Genomic DNA, 12388 nt, shown 5'->3' with positions numbered 1-12388 from the left:
AAAATTATGTATGGGGCCTAATTTATGTCAGCTATCAAAGGTTTTTTTTCTGCTTATTTCAGGTTCAATTTACTATATAAAATTCTTATAGGGTTGATCCTAGGAGCAATTGCTGGGATCGTTTTTCAAAATAATGCAGATATGGCTGCATTTCTAAAGCCATTTGGGGACATATTTATTCGTTTGCTCAAGATGAATATGGTACCTGTAATTGCATGTACCTTAATTGTGGGGGCTAGTACGATATCTCCTTCGCATCTAAGCCGAGTAGGCGGAAAAGTAGTTATTTTCTATCTTATTACTTCACTATTTGCGATAGTTATAGGTTTGTTATCTGGCATGATTCTTGAACCTGGTACTGGTCTAGAATTTGCAGGTGCAGAGGGAAAAACTATAGAAGCAAAATCGCCATCTCTAAGTTCAATTTTTCTTAACATAATTCCTACAAATCCTATGGAGGCATTTGCAAAGGGAAATGTTCTTTCAATTATCTTCTTTTGTTTACTTTTTGGAATCGCACTTGCTTATGGCAAAGATAGTAAGGATGAATTGCTCAGTAAGTCTTCGCTAACGGTATATGAATTTATAGATGGTGTAAGCCACATAATGTTCCGCATTGTGTCATGGATTATGCAATATGCACCATTTGGCGTATTTGCCTTGATTTTTATTGTGTTCTCAAAACATGGAGCTGCTGGATTTGGTCCACTTCTAAGCGTAACAGCCAGTGTTTATATCGGACTTATTTTGCAAGTAGTAATTGTATATTTTGGTATATGTCTGCTAATGGGGTTAAGCCCAGTCAAATTTCTAAATAAAGTGCGAAATCCGATGATTACTGCTTTCGTTACACGCTCATCTGGTGCAACTCTTCCCGTTTCAATTGAAGCTGCGGAAAATATGGGAGTTCCAAAAAGTATCTATGGATTTGGTTTACCAGTAGGTGCGACCATCAATATGGACGGCACCACTATTTACTTAGGCGTATGTGCCATGTTCATTGCCAACTCAATAGGTTTTGATTTAGATTTATCACAACAGCTCACTATTGTTATAACAGCTGTTTTAGCATCTGTTGGTACTGCAGGTGTTCCAGGAGCGGGAGCTATTATGCTTTTAATGGTACTGGACTCGGTTGGAATTGAAGTTGACGCAGGCACGCCCGCATCCGTAGCTTATGGCATGATATTAGGTATTGATGCACTTCTTGATATGGGTCGCACATCGATGAATGTTGTAGGGGATTTGTCTGGCGTTGTTGCGGTATCTAAAAGCGAAAAACTTCTTGATACTTATAGGTGGGAGTAATAGCCCACTTATTCAGCCTTATTGAATGGCCACACCGGCGGGAATCGAACCTGCATCGAGAGCTTCGGAAACTCTAATTCTATCCATTGAACTACGGTGTGTTAGTCACTGTTTGTGCATAATCTATTATAATTTTATTTTTAGTTCCACTGGGATATTGTATGAGTACGAACCACTCCAACAAATCAAGTCAAACGTTCAAGTTATTGTTGTTTGTTATTGCTATACCAATAATTTTAATCATAATTCTTATACGTGCCTTAAATGGTGGTGGTACCGATCCTGCTCTTATGACCACCGAAGCTATCGAGGATCGGATTGCACCAATCGCTCGATATAATTTAGTGGAAGTTGTAGCAGCTGATGATGCAAATAGAGAACCTTTAAATGGGGAAGGCGTATATAAACGTATCTGTTTTTCCTGTCATGATGCGGGGCTCTCTGGTGCACCTAAGTTTGCGGATGCAGCTGCCTGGGGACCTCGCATTGCCAAAGGACAAGATGAATTATTCACTCACGCTATTGGCGGCTTTAATCTAATGCCAGCTAAAGGCGGTGACGCTAAATTAACAGATGATGAAGTTAAGCGTGGCGTAGTTTATATGGCAAACCAAGCTGGTGCAAATTGGGAAGAGCCTGCTGCAGCAGCTCCAGCAGAAGAAGCAAAACCAGATGAAGGTGCAGCTCCAGCCGAAGATGCTAAACCTGCGGAAGAAGCTAAACCTGCAGAAAACGCAATACAAGCTCCAGCAGAAGAAGCAAAACCAGATGAAGGTGCAGCTCCAGCCGAAGACGCAAAACCTGCGGAAGAAGCTAAGCCTGCGGAAAAACCTAAGCCTGCGGAAGAACCTAAGCCAGCAGAGCCCGCAACATCAGCTCCAGCCGCAACTGATGGCGAAAAGTCTACTGCTGAAAAGGTTGAGGAAATAAAAGACAAAGCTGTAGAAAAAACAGAAGAAGTAGCAGACAAAGCAGCTGAAAAAACTGAGGAAATCAAAGATAAAGTAGTTGAGAATACTGAAGAAGTAGCTGATAAAGCAGCTGAAAAGGCTGAGGATATCAAAGACAAAGCTGTCGAAAGAACAGAAGAAGTAGCAGACAAAGCAGCTGAAAAAACTGAGGAAATCAAAGATAAAGCAGCTGAAAAAACTGAAGAAGTCGTCGATACAGCCAAAGAAAAATACGATGCTATGAAAGATGCTGCTGGCGATAAAATTGATGCCATTAAAGAATCTACTTCCGAAAAGGTTGAACCTGTAAATCCATAATGCTTAAAAACTCTAATTTGGTTTCTAAACCTGAGTATCTTAACTTTGAGGATCCATTAGAGTTATCAAGCGGACAATCCTTAGACTCATTTACGCTTGCCATTGAAACATATGGCAAGTTAAACGAGTCTGCTTCAAATGCCGTCCTAATTTGCCATGCATTAAATGCCTCTCATCATGTCGCTGGAGTATATTCAGATAATCCAGATGATATTGGTTGGTGGGATAATATGGTTGGTTCTGGGAAACCTGTAGACACTGATAAATTTTTTGTTATAGGTATTAATAATATAGGTTCTTGTTTTGGTTCAACTGGGCCTAAAAGTATTAATCCTAAAACTGGTAAAGTCTGGGGATCTTCATTTCCAATCTTAACAGTTGAAGATTGGGTTAATGCACAATCGAGAGTAGCTGATCGACTCGGTATAAAAAAATTTGCTGCGGTTATGGGAGGTTCTCTCGGAGGTATGCAAGCACTCACTTGGGCGATAATGCATCCAGATAGAGTGGAGCACTGCGTGGTCATTGCCAGCACAACAGGACTTTCTGCTCAAAACATTGCGTTTAATGAGGTGGCACGAAGGTCCATAATTACAGACCCCGAWTTTTTTGAAGGTCAATATCTAGAACACGATTCTAGGCCAAAGAACGGACTTTCCGTTGCACGCATGATAGGTCATATTACATATTTATCAAATGATGATATGACTGAGAAGTTTGGACGCGAGCTTCGCAAACAGGAAAATTACAACTACGACTATGATATCGAATTTCAGGTTGAATCTTACCTAAGATATCAAGGAGAAAAATTCAGTAAGTATTTCGATGCGAATTCATATCTATTAACTACAAAAGCATTGGATTATTTTGACCCTGCTAAAACACATGGCAATGGTAGTCTTGAAGCAGCTCTCTCAAAAGTAAAAGCCAAGTTTTTGACCATCTCATTTACAACTGATTGGAGATTTCCCCCAGAGAATACGCGTATTTTAGTTAAGGGACTTTTAAAGACAGGAAAACCAGTCACTTATGCGGAAATAGATGCACCGCATGGACATGATGCCTTCTTACTTAATGATCCAAAATACCACCAAGTTGTTCATAATTATTTCGATAATATTTATGAAGAAATTTCAAAAATGCGGGGGGAATCAATACATAAACCAACTCTCGTTCGCCAAGATTTAAAACAAATCGCTTCATGGGTTAATGACGGTGAGCGTGTTTTAGACTTAGGTTGCGGTGATGGTGCTTTATTGCATTATTTGCAAGAAACTAAGCGGGCCGTTGGATTGGGTGTTGAATTAAATGATACTAACTTTGCTTGTGCGGTTTCAAAGGGAGTTCAAGTTGTACAACAAAATCTTGAAGGGGGTCTAGAGCTTTTCTACGATAAACAGTTCGATATAGCAATACTCTCACAAACACTTCAATCTATGAAAAATACAGAGGCTATTTTGCTTGAAATGGCACGTGTAGCTAAAAGAGGAATAGTATCGTTTCCAAATTTTGGTCACTGGTCTCACTGGTGGTCAATTCTTAAAGGACGCATGCCAGTTACAGGTCAGATGCCTTATGAGTGGTACAACACCCCAAACATTCATTTGTGCACCTTAGGCGATTTTGAGAGATTAGCTTCAAAACTTGGACTTAAAATTGTTCAAAGGGTGACATATAAGGATAATACTGAGATATCACTTTTACGGGGTTGGAGAAGTAGTTTGGCTCTATACTATTTTGAAACTTAATAAAGATCCATCATGAATAATATTACCAATAATTCTCAAGAACAGACACCGTTGAGAGAAATGGATGAGAAAACCAGCACAAGAGCGAATTTTAAAAACTATTTGAATCCGAGGGTATTGCCACTTTTATTCTTGGGTATAGCCAGTGGCTTGCCATTAGCCTTAACGGGCGGCACTCTTCAAGCTTGGGCTACAGTTGAAGGTGTCAGTCTTAAATCAATTGGATTTTTAACTTTAGTTGGTACGGCTTATACCTTTAAATTTTTATGGGCACCATTTATCGATCGATATGCTCCGCCACTTTTTGGTAGACGTCGTGGATGGATGGCACTTACTCAGGTTCTTCTCGGGTTATGTCTTATTGCTATGGGATTTTTTGATCCAGGCGATCAACTCAAATACATTGCACTTATAGCGACAGTCGTGGCTTTTCTTTCTGCTACTCAGGATATTGCATTTGATGCATATAGTACAGAAGTGCTTGATTCGACCGAAAAAGCCCACGGAGCGGCTATTAGAACTTTAGGCTATCGCATTGGGATGATTATCTCGGGCGGTTTAGCAATTGTTATAGCTGAGCGATGGTTGGGTTGGCATGCGACATATCAGCTTATGGGTGTTCTCATGTTTATATTTGCGGGCCTTTCAGCGATGGCACCCGAGGTCAAGGATATTGCTCCGCCTAGAAATCTTGCGGAAGCTTTTATTAACCCTCTAGTAGAATTTTTCTCTAGGAAGGAGGCCATTGCCATCTTACTGCTTATTGTTTTATATAAGCTTGGAGACTCTTTTGCGGGGGCATTGTCTACGACCTTCCTAATCAGAGGTGCGGGTTTTGCAGCGGAAACTGTTGGATGGGTAAATAAAATTCTTGCAGTTTTGACCTCTATTTTCGGGGCTTTGTTAGGTGGAGCATTGTTAAACAAGCTTGGACTCTACCGTTCATTGATGGGTTTTGGTATTTTGCAAGCAATATCTAATTTAGCTTATGCATTAGTGGCAGTCTCAGGAACTAATCTTCCAATCATGGCTTTAGCTGTTGGACTTGAGAATTTGACTGGGGGTATGGGTACAGCGGCTTTTGTAGTTCTTATTATGGGGCTATGTAATATTAAATTTACGGCGACGCAGTTTGCCTTATTGACTGCATTATCTTCGGTAGGTAGGGTGTTTTTAGCTGGACCGTTAACGCCACCATTAGTGGAATACTTTGGATGGGCCCAGTTCTTTGTGGTCACAAGCTTTATAGCCCTACCAGGATTAGTGCTATTATATTTTCAAAGAAATAGAATCAAGGCTATCTCTCTTGACTAGCCCATCTAAATTATTGTGAGGAAACCATGACTACAAGTAACGACTCATTTGAATCTTTATCACGCATTCGCTGCAAGCAACTTCATTCCAAGGTTATGTCAGCAGAGAAGGCGGCCGAACTAATCCCTGCGGGTTCAACTGTAGGTATGAGTGGGTTCACAGGTTCAGGGTACCCAAAAAGAATTCCTGCAGCATTGGCTAAACGCATTCGAGAGATTAATGATTCTGGAACTAAATTTAAGATCAATGTTTGGACAGGGGCTTCTACAGCACCTGAGCTCGATGGTGTGCTTGCGGAAGTAGATGGCATTAATATGCGACTTCCTTATCAATCAGACCCAGTTTGTAGACAGAAAATTAATTCTGGTGAAATGGCTTATATGGATATTCACTTATCGCATGTCGCACAACAAGCTTGGTTTGGATTCCTAGGAAAATTAAATATCGCAGTGATTGAGGTTTCAGCAATCAATGAGGACGGAACCTTAGTTCCTGCAGGTTCTGTGGGTAATAATAAAACTTGGATTGATCAGGCTGACCACGTGATTCTTGAAGTGAATTATGCCCTTACAGAAAAACTTGATGGTATGCACGATATTTATTATGGAACGGCGATTCCTCCTCATCGTAAGCCAATTATGCTTACTGAACCAGATCAACGAATTGGTGTGCCACATTATGTTTGTCCAAAAGAAAAAATCATTGGTATCGTCGAAACTAATGACTACGACAGGGTAAATAAATTTAGCGAACCTAACGATGTAGCAAAAGCTATCGCAAATCACATTCTAAAATTTTTCGATGATGAAGTTGCTAAAGGGAGATTTCCTAAAAATTTATTGCCACTGCAATCAGGAGTAGGGGATGTATCAAATGCTGTAATTGCAGGTCTTCAACATGGACATTTTGAAAACTTAACCTCATATACAGAGGTAATTCAGGACGGTATGCTTCAGCTTATCAAGTCTGGAAAACTATCAAGTGTCTCAGCTACAGCCTTGTCCCTAAGCCCTGAGGGTTTAAAAGAATTTAACGATAATATCGATTTTTACCGCGACAAAATCATTCTAAGAACACAAGAAATTAGTAATCACCCAGAATTGATACGACGCCTCGGGATTATTGCCATCAATGGAATGATCGAAGCTGATATCTACGGTAACGTTAATTCAACTCATATTATGGGCAGCGGCATGATGAATGGTATCGGCGGTTCGGGAGATTTCACACGCAACAGCTTTGTATCCATTTTTGTGCGCCCATCGATAGCAAAAGACGGGGCTATATCTGCGATTGTCCCTATGGTTTCGCATCATGACCACACAGAACATGATACGCAAATTATTGTGACAGAGCAGGGCTTAGCGGATTTACGCGGCTTAAATCCATCTCAAAGAGCTGAACAAATTATCGAGAAATGTGCTCACCCTGATTACAAAGCACAGCTTTGGGACTATTTCAATCGTGCGAAGGCCCAAAATCGCCCGCGCCACACGCCTCATATATTGTCTGAAGCATTAAGCTGGCACGACAATTATGAGAAAACTGGCACGATGAAAAAAGAAGATTAACTCACTGTAAGTTTAATTAATTCTCGATCTCAAAATCGTAGTCTATTGTCAAAGGAGCATGGTCGGAAAACCGTTGCTCCTTATATATTTCCGCACGCTTCGCTCTGGTGGCAATGCCTGGCGTACTTATCTGGTAGTCAATTCTCCACCCAACATTTTTGGCCCAGGCTTGCCCGCGATTACTCCACCACGTATATTGATCCGCATCAGGGCATAGCAAGCGAAACACATCCACAAACCCGCGTTGTTCAAATAAATTATTCATCCATTCTCGCTCTTCAGGAGTGAAGCCAGAGTTCTTTAAATTCCCCTTCCAATTTTTTAGATCTATTTCCTTATGAGCCATATTCCAGTCGCCGCATATCACATATTCGTGACCAGTTTCACGATAATCTCTCATCATGGCATCAATCCATGGACCAAATGAGTCCAAAAATCTAAATTTCGCTTGCTGTCTCTCCTCACTGCTTGAGCCCGAAGGAAGATAGGCACTCACGACAGTAAGATTTGAAAATCGTGCTGCCAACACACGTCCCTCAGGATCGAACTCCTCATTTTCAATCCCATGCTTAAATTCTGCTTGTGGCAATGCTTTGTCCATATATAACCCGACACCACTATACCCCTTTTTAATCGCATGATTAAATTCGCTTCTATAAGCCAGAGGCTCACGCAATGCATCACTCACATCGGCCGCACTAATCTTTATTTCCTGAAGGCACACGATATTAGGTCTTGTCGACGATAGCCATGATTCAAGACCTTTGTTAAAAGCCGATCTTAGGCCATTTACATTTAAACTTGTAATTCTAAGCACAAAAATTCCCTCTCTAAAGGTTAAAATTCAGTTTACTAAAATTTTGTTTGGAGCAATTATGTCGCTTAGTAAGGATTTTGTGAAGTTTGCACTCGATGAAGGAGTGCTTAAATTTGGTGATTTTCTCACTAAATCCGGACGCAATAGCCCATACTTTTTCAATGCAGGGCTTTTTAATAATGGAGAATCCCTCTATAAATTAGCAAATTTTTATGCGGATGCTCTGATTGATTCTGGAATAGAATTTGACATGATTTTTGGGCCAGCTTATAAGGGCATTCCTCTTGCTGCGTCCACTGCCATTGCTCTGAGTCAAAAATTGTCTAAACCGATTCCTTTCTGTTTTAATCGAAAAGAAGCGAAGGACCATGGTGAAGGTGGTTCACTTGTGGGTGCCCCTTTAAGTGGCAATGTAATCATAATCGACGATGTTATTACTGCCGGAACTTCGGTTAAAGAATCCGTAGATATAATTCAAGCCTCTTATGCAAAACCTGTGGGTGTTTTGATTGCACTTGATCGTATGGAACGCTCTGGCTATGACAGCAACTTTTCTGTAAATTCTTCAGTTGAAAGAGTGCAGCAAGTCTACGGCTTTCCTGTTGTGAGTATTGCAAATCTAAACGATATTATGGACGTGATTAGTGAGTCAGACGAATTCAAAAAATACGAAGAGGCTGTCCAAGCTTATCGCAAGCAGTACGGTATAACTCAATAAACACTTGCTTCCCCATTTGGACGCGTTTTAAATCTTTTGTGCACCCAGTAATATTGAGCTGGGTCTTTCAATATCCAAACCTCAAGCATAGAATTAAATCGAGCTGTAGCCTCCTCAATAGAGCCACTAGTAAAATCATTTTTATTTAGTGGCAATACCTCCACTTTATAAATTCCTGTTTTTATATCGAGCTGTGACAATGCACAAAACACTGTCATATCAAATGATCGAACTAATTGCACCGTGCTAGTTAAAGTTGCGGCTGGTACTCCAAAAAATGGGACAAAAATTGAGTCCTTGGGACCAAAATCCATATCTGGCAAATAATAAAGTGGATATTGGTTTCTTATGAGTTTTAATAATTGCCGCACTCCATCTTGTCGGCTTAAAAGTTGCACATCATTGAAACGAGCCCGACCCTTTCTAACTATCGCATCCATAACGGGGTCGGATTGACGACCATACATAGTTGCACCTTTAGGTTGCTTTGAGGTTAGAATTGTAGCCGCAGCATCAAGGCCAATTAGGTGCGGACCGATAAGCATAACTGGAGAACCACCGTCTATAGCAGCCCTGAATTTCTCTAACCCTTGAAGTTCAACTGTTTCGTTTATTTTTTGCTCACTGCCATACCATAGCAAAGCCCTATCCACATAAGATTGGACAACCATACGAAAGTGACGTTTCAGCCATCCCTCAATTTGTTCTTTTGTCGCTTCAGGAAAACATAGCTCCAAATTTCTTCGTGCAATGTGAATCCTTTTTTTTGCTAGTGGTTTGGCAATGCTTGTGAGTACTCCCCCGAGTTTCAATCTTTGACCATGGCTCAAATCCGCTATCAGTTTAAAGATTTTTTCGTACAGTATGTATTTGAAAGAATTTTCTATATTTTTTGACATGAAAAATTTTTCGTTTTTATGACATTAGAGTTATAATTTCAAACTTCATTTTAATGCCGAGTTAATGACAAATTGCGGGGCTTTCTAATCCGCTAAAGCGTCACAGCATATTTTTGCTACTTGGCGTCTATATTTTATAAGGACGCAATTATGACTTCTGATTTTCTATTTACTTCTGAATCTGTTTCTGAAGGCCATCCCGATAAAATCGCCGACCAAATCTCTGATGCCATATTAGATGCCATCTTAGAGCAAGATCCTAATGCACGTGTTGCTGCTGAGACTCTTTGCAATACTGGCCTTGTAATACTTGCAGGTGAAATATCAAGCACAGCGAATGTAAGCTACATAGACATTGCCAGAGATACTATTAAGAGAATTGGCTACGATAATATCGATTATGGTCTTGATTATAAGGGCTGCTCCGTGTTGGTGGCTTACGATAAGCAATCTCCAGACATCGCTCAAGGCGTGGACCGCTCAGAGGAAGAGATTCTTAATCAAGGTGCGGGTGATCAAGGCCTTATGTTCGGCTATGCGTGCGATGAGACCGTAGATCTTATGCCTGCTCCAATCTGGTTTGCACATCGACTTGTTCAACGTCAAAGCGAGTTAAGAAAAAGCGGTGTTTTAAACTGGCTGCGACCAGATGCTAAATCTCAGGTGACTTTTAGATATGTTGATGGTAAACCTGTAGAAGTAGATACAGTGGTACTCTCTACTCAACATCATCCAGAGATCTCTCAATCTACAATTAAAGAAGCAGTAATTGAGGAGATCATCAAGCCATCATTTGATGATGGATTACTTACTCCTAAAACTAAATTTTTTGTTAATCCTACTGGTAAATTTGTTATTGGTGGTCCACAAGGGGACTGCGGTCTAACTGGTAGAAAAATTATTGTAGATACTTATGGAGGGGCTTGCCCTCATGGTGGTGGTGCTTTTTCTGGAAAAGATCCGTCTAAAGTAGATCGCTCTGCTGCTTATGCGGCCCGTTATGTCGCAAAAAATATTGTTGCTGCTGGGTTGGCTCGTCAGTGTCAAATTCAGGTGAGTTATGCAATAGGTATTGCAGAACCAATAAATATTACTGTATATACAGAGGGCACAGGTATTATTCCAGATGTGGAAATCGCAAAATTAGTTCGTGAAAATTTTGATTTACGTCCACGTGGAATAGTTCAAATGCTCGATCTACTAAGGCCTATATATAGTAAATCTGCTGCATATGGACATTTTGGACGTGCAGAGCCTGAGTTCTCATGGGAGGCTACCGATAAGGTACAACTTCTAAAATCTGCACTTTAATTTTGGGGACCTTAATGAGTACAAATTACAAAATTGCTGATATTGGCTTGGCCGACTGGGGTCGGAAAGAAATTTCAATTGCTGAACACGAGATGCCTGGTCTTATGGCTACTCGTGAGGAATATGCTGCTTCTAAACCTCTAAAGGGTGCTAGGATTGCGGGTAGTTTGCATATGACCATTCAAACTGCCGTTTTGATTGAAACACTTGTTGAACTCGGTGCGGAGGTGCGTTGGGCTTCGTGCAATATTTTCTCTACTCAAGATCATGCGGCGGCTGCTATAGCTAAACGTGGAATCCCTGTGTTTGCTGTAAAAGGCGAATCACTTGAAGAATATTGGAGTTATACCCACGAAATCTTCAATTGGCCTCAAGAACAAGGCCCTGCGAATATGATTTTGGACGATGGAGGAGATGCAACACTACTACTTCATCTTGGAACAAAGGCGGAGACAAATCCCGAAAGCATTGCCAACCCAACAAGTGAAGAGGAAAAGGTCCTATTTGCGGCCATAAAGACAAAGCTCAAGGAAGATCCAAACTGGTATTCGAAACGAATTAAGCACATCAAGGGAGTTACTGAAGAAACCACAACAGGTGTGCATAGGCTTTATCAGATGAGTGCAAAAGGGGAGCTTGAGTTTCCTGCAATTAATGTGAATGATTCTGTCACTAAATCTAAATTCGATAATTTATATGGTTGTCGTGAATCCTTGGTTGATGGCATAAAGAGGGCAACTGATGTCATGATTGCAGGTAAAACTGCGGTGGTTGTAGGCTTTGGGGATGTTGGCAAAGGTTGTGCTCAAGCTTTAGCAGCCTTGCGTGCTCAAGTTTGGGTATGTGAAATTGACCCAATATGTGCTTTGCAAGCGGCTATGGAAGGGTATCGAGTAGTTACAATCGATGATGTGGCCGACAAAGCTGATATTTTTGTTACCGCAACAGGGAATTATCATGTTATCCAACGCAAACATCTTGAGGCTATGAAAAATGAAGCCATAGTTTGCAATATTGGACACTTCGATAACGAGATTGATGTCGAATCTTTAGCAGATTTTCAGTGGGAGGAGATTAAACCTCAAGTTGACCATGTAATTTTCCCTGACGGTAAACGAATTATTCTTTTAGCTAAGGGTAGACTTGTTAACTTAGGTTGTGCTACAGGGCATCCATCATTTGTTATGTCTGCATCATTTACAAATCAGACAATTGCCCAGATCGAGCTTTTCACTAAGGGAGAAAATTACAAAAAAGGTTCTGTCAGTGTATTGCCTAAACATTTAGACGAAAAAGTTGCTAGACTTCATTTGAAAAAATTAGGGGCTAATTTAACTAAGCTTACAGAAAAACAAGCAGATTATATTGGTGTTAGTGTTGATGGCCCTTATAAAGCCGAACATTATCGTTATTAATTTTTAATTTTGTTTTTGG

General features: G+C 40.6%; 10 protein-coding genes, 1 tRNA gene and 1 pseudogene. 9 read left to right on the top strand and 3 right to left on the bottom strand.

The genetic code is table 11. The features are described from left to right. The first annotated feature begins 24 nt into the window (after window positions 1–24). Window positions 25–1308 carry a dicarboxylate/amino acid:cation symporter gene (locus TASI_RS06930; RefSeq protein ID WP_014112053.1) on the top strand — a complete coding sequence of 428 codons (1284 nt, stop codon included), beginning with the start codon at window positions 25–27 and terminating at the stop codon, window positions 1306–1308. Between the two features lie 26 nt (window positions 1309–1334). Here TASI_RS06930 and TASI_RS06925 read toward each other — a convergent pair. Continuing rightward, window positions 1335–1409 (bottom strand) — tRNA-Arg (locus TASI_RS06925). Between the two features lie 60 nt (window positions 1410–1469). On the opposite strand from TASI_RS06925, the gene TASI_RS06920 reads away from it, so the two are divergent. The 5 genes and pseudogenes from TASI_RS06920 (at window position 1470) to TASI_RS06905 (ending at window position 7209) form a co-directional block, all read left to right on the top strand. Continuing rightward, a complete protein-coding gene (locus TASI_RS06920) occupies window positions 1470–2576 on the top strand; it encodes a c-type cytochrome (RefSeq protein ID WP_044978152.1) in 1107 nt (368 codons plus the stop codon). After that, window positions 2576–3709: pseudogene (gene metX, locus TASI_RS08100) on the top strand (homoserine O-succinyltransferase MetX); the annotation flags it as partial. The gene TASI_RS06920 and the pseudogene metX, both read left to right, overlap by 1 nt. Before the next feature lie 6 nt (window positions 3710–3715). After that, the gene (gene metW / locus TASI_RS08095) at window positions 3716–4324 is read left to right on the top strand and encodes a methionine biosynthesis protein MetW (RefSeq protein ID WP_338056682.1); all 609 of its coding nucleotides are present in this window, start codon (window positions 3716–3718) and stop codon (window positions 4322–4324) included. Window positions 4325–4384: 60 nt separating this feature from the next. Next, entirely contained in the window at window positions 4385–5638 is a 1254-nt protein-coding gene (locus tag TASI_RS06910) for an AmpG family muropeptide MFS transporter (RefSeq protein ID WP_044978296.1), read from the top strand. Window positions 5639–5664: 26 nt separating this feature from the next. After that, the gene (locus TASI_RS06905) at window positions 5665–7209 is read left to right on the top strand and encodes an acetyl-CoA hydrolase/transferase family protein (protein ID WP_014112049.1); all 1545 of its coding nucleotides are present in this window, start codon (window positions 5665–5667) and stop codon (window positions 7207–7209) included. Between the two features lie 16 nt (window positions 7210–7225). Here the strand turns inward: TASI_RS06905 and TASI_RS06900 are convergent, their stop codons facing one another. Beyond that, window positions 7226–8026 carry an exodeoxyribonuclease III gene (locus TASI_RS06900; RefSeq protein WP_014112048.1) on the bottom strand — a complete coding sequence of 267 codons (801 nt, stop codon included), beginning with the start codon at window positions 8024–8026 and terminating at the stop codon, window positions 7226–7228. Between the two features lie 58 nt (window positions 8027–8084). Here TASI_RS06900 and pyrE point away from each other — a divergent pair, with 58 nt between their 5' ends. Then, window positions 8085–8744 carry an orotate phosphoribosyltransferase gene (gene pyrE / locus TASI_RS06895; RefSeq protein WP_014112047.1) on the top strand — a complete coding sequence of 220 codons (660 nt, stop codon included), beginning with the start codon at window positions 8085–8087 and terminating at the stop codon, window positions 8742–8744. On the opposite strand, the gene TASI_RS06890 is transcribed toward pyrE, so the two are convergent. After that, window positions 8738–9643 (bottom strand): lysophospholipid acyltransferase family protein, encoded by a 906-nt coding sequence (locus tag TASI_RS06890; RefSeq protein WP_014112046.1) that lies wholly within the window; start codon window positions 9641–9643, stop codon window positions 8738–8740. The two genes, pyrE and TASI_RS06890, sit on opposite strands and share 7 nt — an antisense overlap. Window positions 9644–9790: 147 nt before the next feature. Here TASI_RS06890 and metK point away from each other — a divergent pair, with 147 nt between their 5' ends. Both metK and ahcY read left to right on the top strand, forming a co-directional pair. Continuing rightward, the gene (gene metK, locus TASI_RS06885) at window positions 9791–10954 is read left to right on the top strand and encodes a methionine adenosyltransferase (RefSeq protein ID WP_144312792.1); all 1164 of its coding nucleotides are present in this window, start codon (window positions 9791–9793) and stop codon (window positions 10952–10954) included. Between the two features lie 14 nt (window positions 10955–10968). Further along, on the top strand, window positions 10969–12369 hold the full coding sequence (ahcY, locus tag TASI_RS06880; RefSeq protein ID WP_014112044.1) for an adenosylhomocysteinase: 1401 nt from the start codon (window positions 10969–10971) through the stop codon (window positions 12367–12369). The last annotated feature ends 19 nt before the right edge of the window (window positions 12370–12388 follow it).

It is taken from the genome of Taylorella asinigenitalis MCE3, assembly GCF_000226625.1.
Taxonomy (GTDB): Bacteria; Pseudomonadota; Gammaproteobacteria; order Burkholderiales; family Burkholderiaceae_B; genus Taylorella; species Taylorella asinigenitalis.
The sequence above is the reverse complement of the archived record's forward strand: the minus strand, read 5'-3'. Positions and strand labels throughout refer to the sequence as shown.